The organism is Gaiella occulta, from assembly GCF_003351045.1.
Taxonomy (GTDB): domain Bacteria; phylum Actinomycetota; class Thermoleophilia; order Gaiellales; family Gaiellaceae; genus Gaiella; species Gaiella occulta.
This window is the reverse complement of record NZ_QQZY01000006.1, coordinates 184,543-204,124: the sequence shown is the minus strand read 5'-3', so window position 1 is coordinate 204,124 and position 19,582 is coordinate 184,543. Positions and strand designations below refer to the sequence as shown.

22 protein-coding genes, 1 tRNA gene and 1 pseudogene are annotated in these 19,582 nt (G+C 70.4%); 11 read left to right on the top strand and 13 right to left on the bottom strand.

The window, feature by feature from the left end; translation table 11 throughout:
* Positions 1-212: 212 nt before the first annotated feature.
* Positions 213-443: a type II toxin-antitoxin system HicB family antitoxin gene (locus Gocc_RS12690; protein ID WP_181813654.1), complete on the top strand. Its 231-nt coding sequence runs from the start codon at positions 213-215 to the stop codon at positions 441-443.
* 333 nt (positions 444-776) lie between these two features.
* Here Gocc_RS12690 and Gocc_RS12680 read toward each other — a convergent pair.
* The 5 genes from Gocc_RS12680 to argF all read right to left on the bottom strand — a co-directional run bounded on the left by Gocc_RS12680 (position 777) and on the right by argF (position 3,144).
* A tRNA-Ala gene (locus tag Gocc_RS12680) sits at positions 777-849 on the bottom strand.
* Between the two features lie 45 nt (positions 850-894).
* Positions 895-1,503, bottom strand: a complete 609-nt coding sequence (locus tag Gocc_RS12675) for a hypothetical protein (RefSeq protein WP_114796932.1) — start codon at positions 1,501-1,503, stop codon at positions 895-897.
* Positions 1,504-1,545: 42 nt separating this feature from the next.
* Positions 1,546-1,788: a DUF2630 family protein gene (locus Gocc_RS12670; protein WP_114796931.1), complete on the bottom strand. Its 243-nt coding sequence runs from the start codon at positions 1,786-1,788 to the stop codon at positions 1,546-1,548.
* An 88-nt stretch (positions 1,789-1,876) separates the two neighbouring features.
* Positions 1,877-2,203, bottom strand: a complete 327-nt coding sequence (locus tag Gocc_RS12665) for a metallopeptidase family protein (RefSeq protein WP_114796930.1) — start codon at positions 2,201-2,203, stop codon at positions 1,877-1,879.
* Positions 2,200-3,144 (bottom strand): ornithine carbamoyltransferase, encoded by a 945-nt coding sequence (argF, locus tag Gocc_RS12660; RefSeq protein WP_114796929.1) that lies wholly within the window; start codon positions 3,142-3,144, stop codon positions 2,200-2,202. The genes Gocc_RS12665 and argF overlap by 4 nt, the downstream gene beginning before the upstream one ends.
* 91 nt (positions 3,145-3,235) lie before the next feature.
* On the opposite strand from argF, the gene Gocc_RS12655 reads away from it, so the two are divergent.
* From Gocc_RS12655 to rlmD, 4 genes are read left to right on the top strand one after another with little or no spacing between them, the layout of a single operon-like run.
* Complete coding sequence (locus Gocc_RS12655; RefSeq protein WP_147281295.1) at positions 3,236-3,700, top strand: Hsp20/alpha crystallin family protein; 465 nt, start codon at positions 3,236-3,238, stop codon at positions 3,698-3,700.
* A gap of 55 nt (positions 3,701-3,755) precedes the next feature.
* Positions 3,756-4,283: a ferritin gene (locus tag Gocc_RS12650; protein ID WP_114796927.1), complete on the top strand. Its 528-nt coding sequence runs from the start codon at positions 3,756-3,758 to the stop codon at positions 4,281-4,283.
* A gap of 8 nt (positions 4,284-4,291) precedes the next feature.
* Positions 4,292-4,690 carry a secondary thiamine-phosphate synthase enzyme YjbQ gene (locus Gocc_RS12645; protein ID WP_114796926.1) on the top strand — a complete coding sequence of 133 codons (399 nt, stop codon included), beginning with the start codon at positions 4,292-4,294 and terminating at the stop codon, positions 4,688-4,690.
* Between the two features lie 51 nt (positions 4,691-4,741).
* Positions 4,742-6,124: a 23S rRNA (uracil(1939)-C(5))-methyltransferase RlmD gene (rlmD, locus tag Gocc_RS12640; protein WP_114796925.1), complete on the top strand. Its 1,383-nt coding sequence runs from the start codon at positions 4,742-4,744 to the stop codon at positions 6,122-6,124.
* Positions 6,125-6,189: 65 nt separating this feature from the next.
* On the opposite strand, the gene Gocc_RS12635 is transcribed toward rlmD, so the two are convergent.
* From Gocc_RS12635 to Gocc_RS12625, 3 genes are read right to left on the bottom strand one after another with little or no spacing between them, the layout of a single operon-like run.
* Positions 6,190-6,909, bottom strand: a complete 720-nt coding sequence (locus Gocc_RS12635) for a hypothetical protein (protein WP_114796924.1) — start codon at positions 6,907-6,909, stop codon at positions 6,190-6,192.
* Positions 6,906-7,499 carry a uracil-DNA glycosylase family protein gene (locus Gocc_RS12630; RefSeq protein ID WP_220150609.1) on the bottom strand — a complete coding sequence of 198 codons (594 nt, stop codon included), beginning with the start codon at positions 7,497-7,499 and terminating at the stop codon, positions 6,906-6,908. The genes Gocc_RS12635 and Gocc_RS12630 overlap by 4 nt, the downstream gene beginning before the upstream one ends.
* Before the next feature lie 23 nt (positions 7,500-7,522).
* A complete protein-coding gene (locus tag Gocc_RS12625) occupies positions 7,523-9,256 on the bottom strand; it encodes a glycosyltransferase (RefSeq protein ID WP_114796923.1) in 1,734 nt (577 codons plus the stop codon).
* Between the two features lie 75 nt (positions 9,257-9,331).
* On the opposite strand from Gocc_RS12625, the gene Gocc_RS12620 reads away from it, so the two are divergent.
* Positions 9,332-9,547 carry a CDGSH iron-sulfur domain-containing protein gene (locus tag Gocc_RS12620; protein WP_114796922.1) on the top strand — a complete coding sequence of 72 codons (216 nt, stop codon included), beginning with the start codon at positions 9,332-9,334 and terminating at the stop codon, positions 9,545-9,547.
* 45 nt (positions 9,548-9,592) lie between these two features.
* Here the strand turns inward: Gocc_RS12620 and Gocc_RS12615 are convergent.
* Positions 9,593-9,961, bottom strand: a pseudogene (locus Gocc_RS12615) (inositol-3-phosphate synthase); the annotation flags it as partial.
* Between the two features lie 833 nt (positions 9,962-10,794).
* Here Gocc_RS12615 and Gocc_RS16310 point away from each other — a divergent pair.
* Positions 10,795-10,938, top strand: coding sequence for a hypothetical protein (locus Gocc_RS16310; protein ID WP_181813653.1), 144 nt, complete (start codon positions 10,795-10,797; stop codon positions 10,936-10,938).
* Positions 10,939-11,031: 93 nt separating this feature from the next.
* On the opposite strand, the gene Gocc_RS12605 is transcribed toward Gocc_RS16310, so the two are convergent.
* From Gocc_RS12605 to moaA, 4 genes are all read right to left on the bottom strand, one after another.
* On the bottom strand, positions 11,032-12,177 hold the full coding sequence (locus Gocc_RS12605) for an inositol-3-phosphate synthase (RefSeq protein ID WP_114796946.1): 1,146 nt from the start codon (positions 12,175-12,177) through the stop codon (positions 11,032-11,034).
* A gap of 469 nt (positions 12,178-12,646) precedes the next feature.
* Positions 12,647-13,312 (bottom strand): CDP-alcohol phosphatidyltransferase family protein, encoded by a 666-nt coding sequence (locus Gocc_RS12600; RefSeq protein WP_114796920.1) that lies wholly within the window; start codon positions 13,310-13,312, stop codon positions 12,647-12,649.
* Positions 13,309-14,040 (bottom strand): phosphatase PAP2 family protein, encoded by a 732-nt coding sequence (locus Gocc_RS12595; RefSeq protein ID WP_147281294.1) that lies wholly within the window; start codon positions 14,038-14,040, stop codon positions 13,309-13,311. The genes Gocc_RS12600 and Gocc_RS12595 overlap by 4 nt, the downstream gene beginning before the upstream one ends.
* A gap of 145 nt (positions 14,041-14,185) precedes the next feature.
* Positions 14,186-15,217 (bottom strand): GTP 3',8-cyclase MoaA, encoded by a 1,032-nt coding sequence (gene moaA / locus Gocc_RS12590; RefSeq protein ID WP_422717997.1) that lies wholly within the window; start codon positions 15,215-15,217, stop codon positions 14,186-14,188.
* Between the two features lie 12 nt (positions 15,218-15,229).
* Between moaA and Gocc_RS12585 the strand changes: the two genes are divergently transcribed.
* The 4 genes from Gocc_RS12585 (at position 15,230) to grpE (ending at position 19,571) form a co-directional block, all read left to right on the top strand.
* Positions 15,230-16,120, top strand: a complete 891-nt coding sequence (locus Gocc_RS12585) for a DMT family transporter (RefSeq protein WP_114796917.1) — start codon at positions 15,230-15,232, stop codon at positions 16,118-16,120.
* Positions 16,120-16,965, top strand: a complete 846-nt coding sequence (locus Gocc_RS12580) for a DMT family transporter (protein ID WP_114796916.1) — start codon at positions 16,120-16,122, stop codon at positions 16,963-16,965. The genes Gocc_RS12585 and Gocc_RS12580 overlap by 1 nt, the downstream gene beginning before the upstream one ends.
* Before the next feature lie 132 nt (positions 16,966-17,097).
* Positions 17,098-19,014, top strand: coding sequence for a molecular chaperone DnaK (gene dnaK / locus Gocc_RS12575; RefSeq protein WP_114796915.1), 1,917 nt, complete (start codon positions 17,098-17,100; stop codon positions 19,012-19,014).
* Positions 19,011-19,571 carry a nucleotide exchange factor GrpE gene (grpE, locus tag Gocc_RS12570; RefSeq protein ID WP_114796914.1) on the top strand — a complete coding sequence of 187 codons (561 nt, stop codon included), beginning with the start codon at positions 19,011-19,013 and terminating at the stop codon, positions 19,569-19,571. Before dnaK ends, grpE begins: the two co-directional genes overlap by 4 nt.
* Positions 19,572-19,582: the final 11 nt, after the last annotated feature.

Genomic DNA, 19,582 nt, shown 5'->3' with positions numbered 1-19,582 from the left:
ATCGCCAAAGCGCGCACCGAGCCGCCGGCCGACGAACCCAAGGAGGTGATCGCCATCGCCGCAGCCGCATAAACGTCAAGCGAGGATGACGCAGTCAACGTCGTACACCACTTGACGGGACGTGGCCTGGCGCTCGTCGACGCCTACCTCGAGCGGGCCGACACCGCAGAGCGCCTTTCGCGGCTCGATTGAGACTCAGCTACCGTGCTCGCATGAGCGAGTCGCTTCAGATCACGATCGTGTTCGAGGATGGTGAAGACGGCTGGATCGTGGCCTCGATCCCTGAGGTCCCCGGCGCTCACAGCCAGGGCCGGACACGCGAGGAGGCGCGAGCGAACGTCGTCGATGCCCTTCGGGCGATCCTCGAGCTGCGGTTCGGCGGCCATGCCGAGTTGCCAGCCGGCGTCGACAGCGAGCGTCTGGAGCTCGTCATCGGCGCGTGAAGCGTCGCGACCTCGAACGCCACCTCAGCGACCATGGAGCGCGCCTCCTCCGAGAGGGTGGCAACCACAGCCTCTGGGGTTACGACCCTGAACGTTCGACAGCCGTTCCGCGCCACCGTGAGATCGACTTCCGCCTCGCTCGCAAGATCTGTGCCGACCTTGGGGATACCGCCACCAGCCGGATCCCAATGAGGACAACCGTCCGCTGTGGGGGAATCTGTGGGGAAGTCCCACACCAGAAGGGGCCGATTTCAGCGGTCTCGAGCGGAAACAGTGCCCACGTGTGCATGCCGCAAAACGCCCGATTAGCAGGACTTTCGGCTTGAACTCGGATGGAGCGTGCCGGGCTCGAACCGGCGACCCCCAGCTTGCAAAGCTGGTGCTCTCCCAACTGAGCTAACGCCCCGTCTGCGCGAAGTGTAGAGCCAGGCGGCGACGTCCGGCGCTCCGGCTACTCGTCCGCGCGCGGGCGCGTGCCGTGCTGCTGCAGCCGGCGCAGGCCGCCGGAGAACCCGAGCTCCTGCTCTCGACGCTGCTGCTCGAGGCGGCGCAGGCGCGCCTCCATCTCCGTCAGCTCGGGCTGCGTCCATGCGGCTCCGGCTCCGGCGTCGCGCTCGTCGAGCTCGCGCTCGCGCTGGGCGACGAGACGCTCGCGCGCCGCCACCGCCTCGCTGCGTGCGGCGAGCTCGTCGCGTGTGCGCAGGAACAGCTTCTCCGCCTCTGCGAGCTCCGCGAGCCGCGCCTCGATGCGCGCGAGCCGGTCGTCGCCCTGGTCGTTCGCCGCCGCCGTGGGCGCCCGCTCGCGCGCGGCGATCTCGGCCTCGCGCGCGGCAACCCCGTCATCCGCGGCGGGAGAGGGCGGGGAGGCCTGCGCGTCCTCGGCGATCGGGCCGCTGCCGATGTCTGCGAGCGCACGCTCCAGATACGCCTCCCGCTCGCGCACCGCGCGCACGCGCTCGGCCAGCTCGCGCTTCAGCTCGTCCAGCGCGAGACGCTGCGCCCGCAGCGCCTCGCGTTCGTCCTCGACGCTCCCCGGATGCTCGCGACGCCTGAAAGCCACCGGGTCAGTCTACGGCGGCCGCGCGCCCGACCCTGCCGCTTTCTAGGCCGCGCGCTCGAGCCGCTCCTCGGCGCGCGCGCGCTTGACGATCTGCTCGCGCTCGCCGAAGCGGATGCGGGCACGCTCCTGCCGGTGGGCGACCCAGAGCTCGTCCAGCTTCGCCTGGAGCGTCTTGATCTCCTCGGCGGCCGCGGGGTCGCGCCCCTCGGAGAGTCGATGCCAGAGCTTGGCGCGTTGCTTGCTGAGCTGTTCGATTTCCGCGTGGATGTTCGCGATCGTGTTCATGCCCGGGTCAACGCTCGGCCCGAGCCGGACATTCCTCCGCCACACGCCTGAACGCAAACGCAACGTTCGGGCTGCGCGGACGTCCGCATCACTCGTAGCCGAGCTCCGCCAGGCGTTCCTCGTCGAGCCCGAAATAGTGACCGAGCTCGTGGAGCACCGTGACGCGGATCTCACGTTCGAGATCGACCGGATCGGGGAACTCCTCCTCCAGCGGCAGCCGGAAGATGGTGATGCGGTCGGGCAACTCGCCCGCCATGTCGCCGCGCTCCGGCAGCGGCACGCCCTCGTAGAGGCCGAACAGGTCGGGGTCGTCCGCGTGTTCGTCCTCGATCACCACGGCGACGTTGTCGAGCGCGGCGGCGAGACGCGGCGGCAGCGAGTCGAGCGCCGCGCGAACATGCTGCTCGAAGCTCATCGAATGACGAGCGCCATGACCGCCTTCTGGGTGTGGAGGCGGTTCTCGGCCTGATCCCAGACGAGCGAGCGCGGCCCGTACAACACGTCCTCGGCGATCTCCTCCCCGACGTGCGCCGGCAGGCAGTGCATCGCGATCGCCTCCGGCGCCGCGACGGAGAGGAGCTCGCCGTCGAGGCGGAAGCGCTCGAGATCCCGGCGCCGCTGCTCGCGCTCGGCCTCTTGCCCCATGCTCGTCCACACGTCCGTGTACAGCACGTCCGCCTGCTCGGCTCCCTCGAGCGGGTCGCCGACCACGCGCACGCTGCCGCCGGCGGCCTCGGCATCGGCTCGCGCGGCCGCGACGATGCCCGCGTCCGGCTCGTACCCGGGCGGGCACGCCGCCGTCACGTGCATGCCGAAGCGGCCTCCCAGCCGCAGCAGCGAGTGGCAGACGTTGTTGCCGTCCCCGAGGTAGGCGAGGCGGATGCCCTCGAGGCGGCCGAAGCGCTCGCGGATCGTCATCGCGTCGGCAAGTGCCTGCAGGGGATGGGCGAGATCGGTGAGGCCGTTGATGACCGGGATCGACGCGTAGGTGGCGAACTCGTCCACCTCCGCCTGGTCGAACGTGCGGATCATCAGCGCCGACAGGAAGCGCGACAGCACGAGCGCCGTGTCGCGGTAGCTCTCGCCGCGTGCGAGCTGCAGGTCCGCGGCGGGAAGGTAGAGCGCCATGCCGCCGAGCTCGGCGATGCCGACCTCGAAGCCGACTCGCGTCCTCGTCGAGGGCTTGTGGAAGATGAGGCCGATCGTGCGCCCCGGCAGCACGCGCAGCTCCTTGCGCCGCACCCGCTCCTGCTTCAGCTCGTCGGCGAGGTCGAGCGCGGTCCGCAGCTCCTCCCGCGACCAGTCGGAGACGCGCGTGTAGCTCCGTCCCTTGAGCGTGTCGGGGATCCCCGCCATACGTGAATGCTAGGGCACGAGGACTTGACAAGATCAGACATAGATTTCATAATGCGGTTGTAGATAATTCGTACGACCAAGGAGGACCACAGTGGCAACGCTGGTTCGCTGGGAACCCTTCAGGGAGTTGGCCTCGCTGCAGAGCGAGCTGAGCAGGTACGTGAACGGGCTCGTCGAGGGCAACGGCCGCACCATGCAGTCGTGGGTGCCCGCGCTCGACGTGTGGGAGAACGAGTCCGAGCTCGTCTACGCGTTCGACCTGCCGGGCGTGCCGGAGGAGGCGATCCAGATCGAGGTCGCCGACGACACGCTCACCGTCTCGGCCGAGCGCACGCGCGAGGAGGAGCAGTCGAGCGATCGCTACTACCGCTTCGAGCGCCGCTTCGGCTCGTTCAGCCGCGCCGTCGGCCTGCCTCAGGGCGTCGACGAGTCGAGGATCTCCGCCACGTACAAGGACGGCGTCGTCGAGATCCACGTGCCCAAGCCCGAGGAGGCCAAGCCGCGCAAGATCCAGCTCGGATCGGCGCCGGCCGATCTCGAGGGGTCGGCCGCCTAGAGCTCCCCGCCGGGCGTGAGCCTGGCGCCACGCGTGGGAAGGTAGATTCCCTCTCATGCCCACCTTCCACGAGAGACTCAACGAGCAGATCGCGTACGAGTTTGCCGCGTCGCAGCAGTACGTCGCGATTGCCGTCCACTACGACGCACAGACGCTGCCCCAGCTCGCGGCGCACTTCTACCGGCAGGCGGTCGAGGAACGCAACCACGCGATGATGATGGTGCAGTACCTTCTCGACGCCGGCGACGAGGTCACGATTCCCGCCGTCGCCGCGCCTCGGAACCGGTTCGACGACCTCGTCGCGCCCGTCGCGCTCGCGCTCGACCAGGAGAAGCGCGTGACCGCCCAGATCTCGCAGCTGGCGCTGACCGCCCGCGAGGAGGGCGACCTCGTCGCCGAGCAGTTCATGCACTGGTTCCTGCAGGAGCAGCGGGAGGAGATCTCCTCCATGTCCGCCTTGCTCCAGGTGATGGAGCGGCTGCGCGACAACATCATGCTCGTCGAGGACTACCTCGCGCGCGAGTCGAGCGCCGCGAACCCGCTCGAGGCCGGCGCGCCCCCCGCGGCCGGCGGCGCCCTGTAGGGGGCGCGGTGCACGAGCTCCACGTTCGCACCGAGCGGCAGAGCCAGCTCGTCGACATCACGAGCGCCGTACGCGAGGCGGTTGCGGGAGCGGCCGGCTCCGCCGTGCTCGTGTACGTGCCGCATACGACCGCCGGCGTCACGATCAACGAGCACGCCGACCCGGCGGTGGCGCGCGACTTCGAGAGCGCGCTCGAGCGCATCGTGCCCGCGGACTGGCCCTGGCAGCACGTCGAGGAGGGCGAGGAGAACGCCCCCACCCACATACGGGCGGCGTTCATGGGGCCGAGCGTCCTCGTCCCGCTGCGCGACGACGGCGAGCTCGCGCTCGGCACCTGGCAGGGGATCTTCTTCTGCGAGTTCGACGGGCCGCGGAGGCGCTCCGTGTACGTCAGCGTGCTCGCGTAGCGCCGGCTGCCCGATCCGGGCGCGCAGCCCGCCGCTACCCTGCGTTCCCTGATGGGCGCCCCCGTCGCCAGAGGAGAGGAGCTCGAGCTCCACGTCGACTCGCTCGCCTACGGCGGCAACGGCGTCGCGCGTCTCGACGGCTTCGTCGTCTTCGTGCGGCGCGGGCTGCCCGGCGACACGGTGCGCGCGCGCGTCACCAGGGTGAAGCGCGGGTTCGCCGAGGCGGTCGCCGAGGAGGTGCTCGCTGCGAGCGCCGACCGGGTCGAGGCGCCTTGCCCGCACTTCGGCCGTTGCGGCGGCTGCCGCTTCCAGGACTACGCCTACGAGCGCCAGATCGCGGCCAAGGAGGCTCAGGTGCGGGACGCGCTCGTGCGACTCGGCGGCTTCGCCGAGCCGCCGCTCGAGCCGATCGTGCCGGCCGCGTCGCAGTACCACTACCGCAACAAGCTCGAGTACTCGTTCACGCGCAGCGCCGACGGGCCATCGCTCGGCTTCCACCGCGCGGGCCGCTGGGACGAGGTGCTGCCGGTCGACGTCTGCCTGCTCACCACCGATGCCGGCAACCGCGTCCGCGACGCCGTGCAGGCGTGGGCGCGCGAGGAGAAGCTCGAGGCGTACGACCAGGCAGCCCAGACCGGCTACCTCCGGCACCTCGTGCTGCGCGAGGGGCGCAACACGGGACAGATGCTCGTGCAGCTCGTGACGGCGAAGGGGCGGAAGTTCGAGGAGGAGTACCTCGTCGAGGTGCTGAGGCGCTTCCCCGAAGTGCGCTCCATCCATTGGGCGGTGAACGACACGCCTGCCGAGGTGACCACGCTGCCGACCACGCTGCTGTGGGGCGAGGATGCGATCGAGGAGGAGATCCTCGGGCTGCGCTTCCGCGTGCGGCCGAACGCCTTCCTGCAGACGAACACCGAGATGGCGGAGACGTTGTACGAGATCACGCGCGCGTTCGCCGGGCTCACGGGCGGCGAGACCGTCTACGACCTGTACTGCGGCACCGGCACGATCGGCCTCGCGCTCGCAGCACAGGCGCTCACCGTGTGGGGTGTCGAGATCTCCGAGGAGTCGGTCGCGTGCGCGATCGAGAACGCGGAGCTGAACGGGATCACGAACGCCGCCTTCTTCGCCGGCAACGTGTCGCTCGCGCTGGAGGAGCTGCGCGAGCGCGCCGGGCAGCCCGACGTCGTCGTCGTCGACCCGCCGCGTGCCGGGCTCGCCGGCAAGGCGCTGCGCCGCATGGCCGCTCTCGAGGCGCCGCGCGTCGTCTACGTCTCCTGCAACCCGACCACGCTCGCATCCGATCTCGCGCTGCTGCGCGACGAGTTCGGCTATGAGCTGCTGCGCTGCCGCCCGGTCGACATGTTCCCGCACACGCCGCACATCGAGTCCGTGAGCCTGCTCGAGCGGCGCGCCGGCGTCGTGGCCCCGTAGCGGGCCCCGGCTCGCCCGCCGCGCGCGCCTCGCGTGTCCGCATCGAGCGCCGTCCCCCGTCGCCTTCAGCCGCTCGACGTCTCCAGCCCGCGCCCGCGCCACGCTCTCCACAAGAGGTCGAGGTTCGGGAGCAGGAAGCCGAGGGCGATCGCGGGCAGTGCCGGAAGCCCGTCGACAGCGAACGCCGTCGTGCCGATCAGCGTCAGCGCCAGCAGGCCGGCCATGCCGAGCCACGTCCAGCCGACGCGGAGGCCGAAGCGCGCCGCGGTCGCGAGGAAGAGCGCGAAGAAGAGGATGTCGGGCGGCCCGATGTTGGCGGAGCCCTCCTCGCCCGGGAGCCGGAAGGCGATCGAGATCCGGTCGAACAGGCCCGGCTGCTCGCTGATGACGTAGTCGGTCGGCCCGCGCCACACGGAGAGGATGTCGACCCACGGCACGATCAGCGACACGAGCACCACCCACGACAGTGCCTCGAACAGCTGCAGGAACCAGAAGCCCGCGAGCGTCAGCGCCAGCAGCTTCGCCACGTTGAAGAGCGCGCCCATGCCCGCGAGGTCGAGCAGCAGCGACAGCACGCCGAGCGCCGCCGCGACGGCGACGAGACCGCGGGCAGATGCAAGCGGCAGCGCAGCCCAGGCGGCGAGGAACGTCGCCGGCATCAGCAGCAGCGAGACGACACCCACGTCGAGCCACTCCCCGACGTTCGGGAGCGCTCCGGCGCTCGCGTCCCAGACGGCGAGGGCGGCCAGCAGCCCCACGAGCCCGAGTGCGCGAGGCCGGTTCAATAGGGGGGAAGCTCCGCCCACCACGGGCCGAGCGCCCTGAACGCGTTCCAGAACGCGTTCTTCGCATCCTGCTCGTCCAGCGACTCGTCGATGCCGGGCGTCACGATCGCGCCGATCGTCGGCGTGAAACGCTGCACCACGCCCGGCGTGCCTGCATCGAGCGGGTCGGCGAGCGGGAAGCGCAGATCGTTGAGGAACGAGACGGCCGCCTCGCCCATCACCACGACGAGCTTCGGTTGCACGATGTGCAGCTCGCGCGCAAGCCACGGCGCCGCCTGCTCGGCGTCCTCGGTGCCGAACTTGAGGCAGTTCGTGCCGTACACGGCGAGCGGGTCGACGCCGAGCCGCTGCAGCGACTTCAGCAGCGCGTTCCCGGCGCGGCCGAAGAAGGCGACGCCTTCGCTGATCTCCGCCTGCTGCGGCCTGTGCTTGAGCAGGAACACGTCGCCGAGCGGATGGCCGGAGCCGAGCACGGGCACGTGCGTCTCGTCGGCGAGGGCGAGGAGCTCGTCGTGCAGCTCGTTGATCTCGCCGATCGCCTTCCGCAGATAGCGCTCGAAGATCTCGTCGGTGGGCACGGCAGCGGTCACGGGAGGCTCCCCCAACTTCTGCCCTAGCGGACTTTCTCCTTGACCTGGGCCACCCACTTGAGCGACTGCAGGTACGCGAGCGACTTCGGACGGCGCAGCACCTCGGCCGTCCGCAGCGACAGGAGGAACTCCTCGGGCCCGTCGAAGCGGCGCATGCGCAGCACGCCCGTGCCGACCCCCTGGAGCACGTGCGCGTCCGACCCGGCGCCCGCGAGGAGGCCGTACTTGCGCGCGAAGCGGAGCGCCTCGTCGTTGTAGGTCTCGAACAGGAGGCGGGCGTTGTAGACCTCGAGCACGTCGATCTCGTGCAGATGGCGCTGCAGCGTGGAGGGCGACGGGATCGCGTGCATGCGGTCGAAGGGGTGCGGCACGTAGACGATGCCCTCCTGCTCGCGGATCGCCGCCACCGTCTCCGCGAACGTCATCCCGCGCGGGATCTCCTCGCGTAGGAAGAGCCCGATCACCTCGCCCTGGACATCGGTCTTCACCTCCTCGCCCGGAATCACGACCAGGTCACGGCCGCGCGCGAGGTCGACGGTCTCGAGAGCACCGCCGAACACGTTGTGGTCGGTGACGGCGATGGCGCCCAGGCCCTCTGCCTCCGCATGGTCGACGAGCGCCTGCGGGTCGATCGAGCAGTCGTGCGACCAGCGCGTGTGCATGTGCAGGTCGGCGACGATCCAGTCGCGGTCGCCGAGCGGGTCGGCGGCCCCGATCCGCGCGGGGCGCCGCCGGCTCGCCACCGATTCGTAGACCTCTTCGAGCTGCTCGGCCACCCGGTCGAAGGAGCACTCGATCGCGCGCCCCCGCGCCTCGTCGCCGAGACGGGCGCGCAAGCCGGCGTCCTCGACGAGGCGGGCGACCGCCGCGCCCGCGAGCTCGGGCTGGCCCGACAGCCCGGCCGGCTCGGCCGGCGCGCACCCACAGGCACCGGCCTCGAGCCGCAGCCGCTCGCTCCCCCCGGGCGCCGGCACGAAGATGGAAGCCTCGGCGAGCAGCGCCCGCCGTGCCTCCGGCCTCGTCGCCGACCGCACGTGCACGCGGTGGCGCAGGGTGGGGGGGATGGCGGGGCGACGGGTGACCGCTGCCGTGCGCGCCATCGTCAGCTCCCAATCCGGCAGATCGCGGAGTGCGCGCAGCACCGAGCGAGCGACGGCGCTGCCCGACGACGTCGCCTCGACGACGATCAGCCGCCGCTTGCAGACGGGTGCGAAGCGCGTGCCGTCGACACCGACGGGGATCACGGTGTAGTCGCCGCGGAACTGCTTCGCCGCCGCCCTCGCGGTCTCGGCCGAGGTTGCGAGGAGGGCGTCGACGCGGGCGAGCAGCTTCGCGCGCTGGTTCTTGCGGGCGAGCATGAGCCGGTCGGGAGAGAAGAACGTGGCCGCCGTGAGCGTCTCCGCCTCGAGCAGGGCCGCATAGGAGAGGCTCGGCAGACCCGGCTCGACCCCGTGCACGACGTCGAAGCGGCCGATCGCGAGCGCCGCCGCGAGGTTCGCGCGCACGCCGACCGGGAGGCCGATGCGGTCGGTCAGCGACGCCGGCACGGCCGCCCCGATCGCGACGATCTCGCCGAGATCGCCGCGCTGCAGGGCTCGGCGCCCGTGCAGCAGGTCCGAGGCGCGGGTGGACGGCGCGATCACGGTCACGGCGTGGCCGCGGCGCCGAAGCGCCTCCGCGGTGCCGCGGACGTGCTCGTTCACGTCGTGCGGCTGCGACCAGGGGAACGGCGTCACGAAGCAGATGCGCAGGCTCATGCTCGTCCGAGTGTAGTGCCGGCGCCGCGTGCCTCCCCGCACCCCGACACCCTGGCGGCCGCTAGAGTCAGGCGGATGAGCGAGACCACGATCGAGGTGCGGGAGAACGGCCCCTACAAGATCAGCGGGCCGGTGCGCGTCGTCGACGCCGCGGGTGTCCCGTTCGAGCTTCCGCCCGGCAGCGCCGTCGCGCTCTGCCGCTGCGGCCACTCCAAGAACAAGCCGTTTTGCGACGCCTCGCACCGCCAGGTCGGGTTCGTCGCGGACGAGACGGCCCCGCGTACCCGATAGGGCGGGGTCGCTCGCCGACCCGCAGCCGGCCGCGGCAACGCCCGGCTAGGCCCTGGCAGCGGCCTGCCGATTCTCCTGCTTGAGCGCGTTCTGCTTGATGAAGCGCTCGGTGCTCTCGCGCGCTTCGCTGTCGACGATCTGCACCGGCGGCGACTTCATCAGGTAGCTCGACGGCCCCTCGAGCGCGCCTGCGATGCCGTTGTTGAGCGCGAGCTTCGCGAGGCGGACGGCGTCGATGACGATGCCGGCCGAGTTCGGCGAGTCCCACACCTCGAGCTTGAGCTCGAGGTTGAGCGGCACGTCGCCGAATGCGGTGCCCTCCATGCGGATGTACGCCCACTTGCGGTCGGTCAGCCACGGCACGTAGTCGGAGGGGCCGACGTGGACGTTGCCCTCGCCGAGGTCGTAGTCGAGCATCGGACGGCCGACGATGCTGGAGTGGGGCAGTCGCCCGTGAGAGGACCACGCCGAGCAGGTTCGAGGTGCAGGTTCTCTTGCTAGCTCAATGTCGGACGGAGTAACCTGTTGCTGAGTCTGCGGCATCTCGCTCAAGCTCGGCGTTGGGCCGGGTAATGGGAAGGAGTCGACTATGCGCGGACGCCACAGTCTCGTGACAGCAGTGTCTGCGGCGCTTGCGGCATTGCCCGTCGGCGTCGGCGGCGCGATGGCTGCCGACCATCAACCGGCCCAGGACAACCCACGCCGGAGCGGGAGCGAGGGCGCTCAACTCGTGGGAATCGACGGAGACTCGATTCTGGAGGGTGCGAGCTCGCTAGGGGCGTACGTCAGAGTGCGTTGGAAGGACGGCTTGAACCGAGCCGCTGGAGTGGCGCCGGCGGCGAGCGAGGTCTTCGGATGCCACACGGATACTTGGGCGCCGAGCTTCGTCTTCAACGGCGTCCTTCAAGGGCCAATCGATTTCACCGCGTGCATCAACATAGCGTGGACCGATGCGTCGGTCTGTCTCGACTACGGAGGGCCTCTTCAGGCGTGCAGCACCACCCGTCGGTATGGGAACGTCGTCTGGACTGCATGGTCCGGAGCCTACGGCTGCCCAGCGAACCGGCCCATCCGCAGCTGGAGAACGGTTGGCGCACTGATCCACTTCCATTCGGTGGGTGGGCACGACTCATACTGGGGAACATCGAGCCCGTACCGAATGATCAACTGTTGAGGCTCCGATGACGGATCAACGCCCCGACCCGTCTCCCGAAGAGCACCTCCCGGACGAGCTCAGGCGAAGGCTGGTGGCAAACCCGCTGTATCTCGTCGAACGGGATGCGGCTTTCGGGATCGGCAGCAGCGATCTCTACTGCGTGGCGGACGAGGTCGAGGGAACTATCCGACCAGCAAGTCGGGAGGAGATTCAGGCCATTCTCGACGAAGACTGATGCACGGGCGACCGCGACCAGCGGGACGAGGGCGGTGGCGACAAGAATCGCCGTCGCCCCCGGTCCCGAAGACCTTGGCCAGGCCGAAGCGCCTCACTCCTTCGCCGCCGCTCTCTCCTGCTTGAGCGCGTTCTGCTTGATGAAGCGCTCGGTGCTCTCGCGCGCTTCGCTGTCGACGATCTGCACCGGCGGCGACTTCATCAGGTAGCTCGACGGCCCCTCGAGCGCGCCTGCGATGCCGTTGTTGAGCGCGAGCTTCGCGAGGCGGACGGCGTCGATGACGATGCCGGCCGAGTTCGGCGAGTCCCACACCTCGAGCTTGAGCTCGAGGTTGAGCGGCACGTCGCCGAATGCGGTGCCCTCCATGCGGATGTACGCCCACTTGCGGTCGGTCAGCCACGGCACGTAGTCGGAGGGGCCGACGTGGACGTTGCCCTCGCCGAGGTCGTAGTCGAGCATCGACGTGACGGCGTTCGTCTTCGAGATCTTCTTCGACTCGAGGCGCTCCCGCTCCAGCATGTTCATGAAGTCGGAGTTGCCGCCGACGTTGAGCTGCATCGTGCGGTCGAGGTGCACGCCGCGCTCGCGGAACAGGCTCGTGAGGACGCGGTGCGAGATGGTGGCGCCGACCTGCGACTTGATGTCGTCGCCGATGATCGGCAGGCCGGCGTCCTCGAAGCGCTTCTGCCAGTAGTGCTCGCGCGCGATGAACACCGGCATGCAGTTGACCATCGCGCAGCCGGCCTCGAGGATCTGCTCCGCGTACCACTTCGCCGCCATCTCCGAGCCGACCGGCAGGTAGTTGACGACGACGTCGGTGCCCGTCTCCCTGAGGATCTTGACGATGTCGGCGGTCTCGCCCGGCGCCTTCTCGACGACCTGGGAGAGGTACTTGCCGATGCCGTCGTGCGTCATCCCCCGCGACACCTTGATGCCGGTCTTCGGGACGTCGGCGAACTTGATCGTGTCGTTCGGCTTCGCCCACATGGCGTCGGCGAGGTCCTCGCCGACCTTGCCCTTGACGACGTCGAAGGCGGCGGTGAACTCGATGTCGGAGATGTGGTAGCCGCCGAGGTCGACGTGCATGAGCCCGGGGACGAACGCGTCCCGGTCGGCGCTCTTGTAGTACTCGACGCCCTGCAGCAGCGAGTTGGCGCAGTTGCCGACGCCGATGATGGCGACGCGCACCTTGTCCTTGGAGCGGGCGCTTCCGTTCGTGGAGCCGTTGCTGGCAGCCATGGGTGTGTCCTTTCCGCGGCCGCCCCCGAAGGGAACGGTCCGGCGTGCATTGGATTCGAAGGGGACTCCGAGCTCCCGGGAGAGCGCGGCGAGGATGACGTCGTTGGTGTTGGAGCCGGCGCGGAACGCCTCGGCCTGGATCGCGTCCTTGAGCTCGGGCGGCATGCGCAGGAGGACGACCGGGCTCGAGCCCGGCAGCGGGCTCCGGCGGCCCGAGGGGACGTACGGGACGCCGAACGCATCGGCGAGCATGCCGACGGCGACGTCGTTGAGGCTCGCCCCGCGCCGGGCCGTCTCGCGGACGAGGGCGTTCTTCAGCGAGAAGGGCGCCCTGACCAGGACGCCCTTCCGTTGTGAAGTGCTAGCAGACAAAGTGCTAGCAGTATAGCTGATTCCGGCTGTTCCTTCGGGCGCGCCGGGGCCGGCCGTCGCCACGCGCGTGCGGCTCGGCGAACGAGCGTGCGTGTCGCTACGGGATGGAGGCGAGCTCGCGCAGCTGCCTGCGCACGAACAGGATGCGCTGGACGACCGTGAGCCAGGCCGTCGCCGCGAGCAGGTAGACGGGCCACTCGAGCCAGCCCCACGGAGCGAGGCCGAGGCCGATCGAGATCAGGATGACGCGCTCGACGCGCGATCCGAAGCCGACGTCGCCGCGCAGGCCGAGCGCCTCCGCCTTCGCGCGCGTGTAGCTGACGAGGAACGAGCCGATGATCGCCGCGAAGGTCGCGACGACGGCAGCGTCGTTGTCGGAGCGGGCAAACGAGAGCCCGATCGCCGTCAGGATCGCGGCCTCGCCGAGGCGGTCGAACGTCGAGTCGAGGAAGGCGCCGAAGACCGTGCCCTTGCTCGCCGCGCGTGCGAGCGCTCCGTCGAGGATGTCGGCGACCGACCCGACGACGAACAGGATTCCGCCGAGCCAGAAGAAGAGCCTGGGGTTGCGCTGCTCGAACCCGACGAGCACGCCGGCGGCGATGCAGAGCGTCACACCCGCGAGGGTGAGCATGTCGGGCGTCAGCTTCGTCTTCGCGACGCCCCTCATCGAGCGCTGCAAGATCTGGCGCGCGGCCTGCGTGTACTCCTGCTTGACGCGGTCGAGCTCGCTGACCCGCGGCCCTCCGGGCGGGCTCTCGCTCACGCCCGCGAGGCCGTGCGCCAGCGTGAGAAGAGCTCGCGTCGAAACAGCCCGACGCCGGCCGCAACCGCGAGCAGGACGCCGGCGACGACGTCGAGCCAGTAGTGGTTGCCCGTCCCGATCACCGAGAACCACACCCAGGCCGGCCACACGAGCCAGAGGGTGCGCGCCAGCCGCGAGCGGCAGACGCCGAACATGACGACGCCGACGATGAACGCGTCCATCGAGTGGAGGCTCGGCATCGCCGCGTACGGGTTCGAGGCGTACGCGATCAGCCCGCTCTCGTGGTTGATGCTCGAGTAGCGCGCGAGCGTGTCCACGAAGCCCCATTCGGGGAACATGCGCGGCGGCGCCGTCGGCACGAGCGCGTAGACGGCGAGGCCGACGAGATTGGCGGCGATGAGCCAGTTGCGGAAGCCGAAGAAGCGGTCGTGGTGCCTGACGTACACCCACAGGAGCGCGAGCGCGACGACGGCGAACTGCGACAGCCAGTAGGTATAGGAGGTCGCCTTGATCAGCAGCTCCGACGAGTCGACGAGGCGCTGCAGCGCCGGCTCGAACAGCGCTCCCATCCACTGCTCGAGGCGAATCACGTGGAAGCCGTTCCAGAACGCCGTCGCGATGTCTCTGTCCGCGAGCCCGCGTACGATCTGGTAGGCGACGTAGAACCCCATCCAGAAGGCGAGCTGGAGTGCCAGATGGGCCCAGCCGCGCGGCAGGCGCCTGCTCACCGTTGCGGTGTAGCTCGTCACGAGATATCCGATCTTATCGAGCCGGGACGGGGACCCGGGTCACGCGCCGGGGAGTCCGGCGGTCGACGGGCGCGCGGCGACGGCGTCCGTCCGCCCCGTTCGGCGCAGCCGCGCAGCGGATGCGCTATCCACCGATGTACGACATCTCGACGCGGGGCAGGTCGGCCGTGCCCTGCGAGCGGATCTCCGAGTAGCGGTCGCTCCGCCGCGCCCACAGACGGCCGATCGCCTCGTGCAGCGCCGCGTCCGGCGCGCCGGAGCGCACGAGCGCGCGCAGGTCATGGCCCCTCACGGCGAACAGGCAGGTGTACAGGCGTCCCTCGGCGGAGATGCGCGCCCGCGTGCAGTCGCCGCAGAACGGCTGTGTCACCGAGGCGATGACGCCGATCTCGCCCGCACCGTCCCGGTAGCGCCAGCGCCGCGCCACCTCGCCCCGGTAGTTCGCCTCGGCGGGCTCGAGCGGGAAGGCCTCGTCGAGCGTGCGCACGATCTCGGCGGCGGGCACGACGTCGTCCAGCCGCCAGCCGTTCGTGGCGCCGACGTCCATGAACTCGATGAAGCGCAGGATGTGCCCGCTGCCGCGGAAGTGGCGGGCGAGCTCGAGCACCTGGTGCTCGTTGACGTTGCGCTTGACGACGGCGTTCACCTTGACGGCGAGTCCGGCCGCGGCCGCCGCGTCGATGCCCTCGAGCACGCGCGCGACCGGGAAGCCGACGTCGTTCATCGCTCGGAACGTGGCGTCGTCCAGCGAGTCGAGGCTGACCGTGACGCGGCGCAGCCCGGCGCGGGCGAGCGCCTCCGCCTTCTGCGGCAGCAGCGCGCCGTTCGTGGTCAGCGCCACGTCGAGCCCGCCGATCGCGACGAGCCGCTCGACCAGCACCTCGAGATCGCGGCGCAGCAACGGCTCGCCGCCGGTGATGCGGATCTTCTCGACCCCGTGCGCGGCGAAGGCGCGGGCGAGGCGCTCGAGCTCCTCGAAGCTGAGCAGCTCCTTTCGATCCATGAAGCGATAGCCGCGTCCGAACACCTCCTTCGGCATGCAGTACACGCAGCGGAAGTTGCACCGGTCGGTGACGGAGATGCGGAGGTCGCGGAGCGGTCGGCCCAGCGTGTCGGTGACGCTCATCCCCTCAAGCGTACCCCGGTGTGCCCGCAGTAGCCTGCGCGGATGCGCCGCGCCCACACCGCTCCGCTGCTCGCTCTCGTCGCCGTCACCGCGATCTGGGGCTACACGTTCGTGCCCGTGCAGAACGCGGTCGCGCTCTACCCGCTGTTCGCTTTCCTCGCCGTGCGCTTCGGCATCTCGACGCTCGTGCTCGCGCCGTTCGCGCTGCGGCCGCTGCTGCGCCTGCCGCGCGCCGGGGTGCTCGCGGGCCTCGGCGCGGGCGTGCTGCTGGCCGCAGCCTACGGGCTGCAGACGGCCGGGCTCGAGCTCACCACCGTCTCGAGCACGGGCTTCATCACCGGGCTCTACGTCGTGCTCACCCCGGTCATCGCGCTCGTGCTGTTCCGCACGCCGGTGCCGGCGGCCGCGTGGACGGGGGTGGCGCTCGCGCTCGTCGGGCTGCTGCTGCTGAACGGCGTGCCCGGCGGCTCCGCGCTCGGCAACCTGCTCGTGCTCGCAAACGCGGTCGCGCAGTCGTTCCAGATCGCGTCGATGGAGCGCTTCGCGCCGCGCTACGACGCACGGGCGCTCACGTTCCTGCAGATGGCCGTCTCGTGCGTGGGCTTCACGGTCATCGCCGTGTCCCGCGGCGAGCTCTCCGTGCCGCACGAGCGGTCGGTGTGGTTCGCGCTCGCCGTCACCGGTGTCTTCGCGGGCGCGCTCGGATACCTCGTCGCGACGTGGGTGCAGGCGCGGACGACGGCCGCGCGCGCCGCGCTCGTGTTCACGCTGGAGGCGCCGTTCGCGGCGCTCTTCGGCGTGGCGCTGCTGTCCGAGCGCCTCGGCTGGCTGGGGTGGACGGGCTGCGCCGTCATGCTCGCAGGGATCCTGCTCGCCGAGCCCGCCGCGGCGGCGACGCTGCGGCGCCTCGTCGGGCGGCCCGGGGCCGCCTGATGTCCGTCCTGCTCGCACTCGGCTCCGCGCTGCTGTTCGGCTCGATGACCGTCGCGCTGCGCCCGGCGATGGCGCGCGGTGACGACCCGTTGCTCGGCGCGCTGCTGACCGTGCTCACGGCGCTCGCCGTCGCGCTCGCCGCCGCCATCGTCGTCGGCCGCTGGGACATCGCGGGCACGTGGCCGTTCCTGCTCGCCGGCGTGCTCGGGCCGGGGCTCTCGCAGCTGCTGTTCACGTTCGCGGTGCGGGACGCGGGACCGTCGCGTACCTCTGCCACGGTGGGAATGGCGCCGCTGTTCGCGGTGCTGTTCGCCGTCGTGCTGCTCGGCGAGCCGGTCGTCGCCGGCATCGTCGCCGGTGCCGTCCTGATCGTGAGCGGCGGTATCCTGCTTGCGGGCGAGCGCGGACGCCCGGCGCACGTGAAGGCGACCGGCCTCGTGCTCGCGCTCGCCGCGGCGCTCGTGTTCGCTCTGCGCGACACGTTCGTGCGCTGGCTCTCGGTCGACACCGGCGTCTCGCCGGCGCTCGCCACGCTCGCGACGCTGACCTCCGGCGCGCTCACGATCCTCGTCGTGCTGCTCGTGGCGCGGCGGCCGCTGTCGCTGCGGGCGATCCCCGCCTACGTGCCGGCGGGGCTGCTGTTCGGGCTCTCGTACGTGTGCCTGTTCGAGGCGTTCTACCGCGGCCGGCTCAGCGTCGTCTCGCCGCTCGTCGCCACCGAGTCCCTGTGGGGAGTGGGGCTCTCCGCGGTCTTCCTGCGCCGCCACGAGCTCGTGGGGCCGAGGCTCGCAGCCGGGGCGGCGCTCGTCGTCGCCGGCGGCGTGCTGATCGGCGTCTTTCGCTGAGCCCGGGCGGGTGGGGCGCGAGCGTCGGCCCACACGCGCAGGCCGTCCGCTTCGAAAAACCTGATATACTCACGCTCAGATTTATCTGAGCCAGAGAGGCTCAAGACCGAGACAAGGAAGGAATCCAGACAGATGGCGAAGACGATAGGCATCGATCTCGGCACGACCAACTCGTGCATGGCCGTGCTCGAGGGCGGCGAGCCCACCGTGATCCCGAACGCCGAAGGCGGGCGCACGACGCCCTCCGTCGTCGCGTTCACGAAGGACGGGCAGCGGCTCGTCGGGGCGCCGGCGCGGCGCCAGCAGGTGACGAACCCGCAGAACACGATCTCGTCGATCAAGCGCTTCATGGGGCGCAAGTGGGACGAGGTCTCGGACGAGATGACGATCGTCCCCTACAACGTCGTCAAGGGCGACAACGGCGACGCGCGCGTCGAGGTCGACGGCAAGCAGTACGCCCCGCCGGAGATCAGCGCCATGATCCTGCAGAAGCTGAAGACGGACGCGGAGGCGTTCCTCGGCGAGCCGATCGCGGACGTCGTGATCACGGTTCCCGCCTACTTCAACAACGCCCAGCGCGAGGCGACGAAGGACGCCGGCAAGATCGCGGGCCTCAATGTCGTCCGCATCATCAACGAGCCCACCGCGGCCGCGCTCGCCTACGGCCTCGACAAGGAGGGTGCCGACCAGACGATCCTCGTCTTCGACCTCGGCGGCGGCACGTTCGACGTGTCCGTGCTCGAGCTCGGTGACGGTGTCTTCGAGGTGAAGTCGACCAACGGCGACAACCACCTCGGCGGCGACAACTTCGACAAGGCGATCGTCGACTGGATGGCCGCCGAGTTCAAGAAGGATCAGGGCATCGACCTGAGCCAGGACAAGATGGCGCTGCAGCGCCTCTACGAGGCGGCCGAGAAGGCGAAGATCGAGCTGTCGTCGACGATGACGACGCAGATCAACCTGCCCTTCATCACGGCGACGGCCGAGGGGCCCAAGCACCTCGACCTGCAGCTCACGCGCGCGAAGCTGACCGAGCTCACGCGCGAGCTGCTGGAGCGCACCGTCGGCCCGACGAAGCAGGCGCTCGCCGACGCGGGCCTGTCCGCCGCGGACATCGACCACGTCGTCCTCGTCGGCGGCATGACCCGCATGCCGGCCGTGCAGGAGAAGGTGAAGGAGCTGATCGGGAAGGATCCGCACAAGGGCGTCAACCCGGACGAGGTCGTCGCGATCGGCGCCGCGATCCAGGGCGGCGTGCTCAAGGGCGAGGTCAAGGACGTGCTGCTGCTCGACGTCACCCCGCTCTCGCTCGGCATCGAGACCAAGGGCGGCGTGATGACGAAGCTGATCGAGCGCAACACGACGATCCCGACCCGCAAGGCGGAGACGTTCACGACCGCGGAGGACAACCAGCCGTCGGTCGAGATCCACGTCCTCCAGGGCGAGTCGGAGATGGCCGCGTTCAACAAGACGCTCGGCAAGTTCCAGCTCGTCGGCATTCCGCCGGCGCCGCGCGGCGTGCCGCAGGTAGAGGTCTCGTTCGACATCGACGCCAACGGGATCATCCACGTCGCGGCCAAGGACCTCGGCACCGGCAACGAGCAGCAGATCAAGATCGAGGGCGGCTCGGGCCTGTCCGAGGACGAGGTGCAGAAGATGGTCAAGGACGCGGAGGCGCACGCGGAGGAGGCGCACAGGCTGCGCGAGCTCGCCGACGCGCGCAACATGGCCGAGACTTTGGCCTACCAGACCGAGAAGTCGCTGGCCGAGCACCGCGACAAGCTCGATGAGGCCGACGCCGCGACGATCGAGGGTCGGATCATGGAGCTGAAGCAGGTGCTCGAGAGCGGTGACGTGAACGCGATCCGCGAGAAGACGCAGGCGCTGAACGAGGCGACGCAGCCGCTCGCCCAGGCGCTCTACGCGCAGGCCTCCGCCACCACGTCCGGCACGGCCGGCAACGGCGGCGGCTCCTCCACCGAGGACGAGGTCGTCGAGGACGCCGACTACGAGGTGATCGACGAGGACGAGGCGGCGAAGAAGGCGTGAGCGACGAGCTGCATGTCGACATCGGGGCCGGGGCGGAACCCTCGTCCCGGGCTGTTCCGCCCGGCGCCGACGACGGGGGCGAGGCGTCCGCCTCGCCCCCGGGCGCCGAGCTCGAGCGGCAGCTGGCCGAGGCCGAGGCGAAGCGGGACGAGTACCTCGCCGACCTGCAACGGCTCGCCGCCGACTTCGACAACTACCGCAAGCGGGCGCTGCGCGAGCAGCAGGCGTTCGCGGCCCGCGCCTCGGAGCGGCTCGTGGCCAAGCTCCTGCCCGTGCTCGACGATCTCGAGCGGGCGCTGGACGCGGCCGAGCATCACGAGGAGGCGAAGGTGATCGAGGGCGTCGCGATGACGAGGTCGGCGCTCGCGGCCGCGCTCGCCTCGGAGGGGCTCGCCGAGATCGACGTCGACGGCGCCTTCGACCCGCACGTGCACGAGGCGCTGATGACGCAGCCTTCCGAGGGCGCGGAGCCGGGCACGATCGTCCAGGTCGTGCAGAAGGGCTACCGCCTCGGGGACGCCGTGCTGCGCCCCGCGCGGGTGGTCGTGGCCGAGTGAGATGAGCGCAG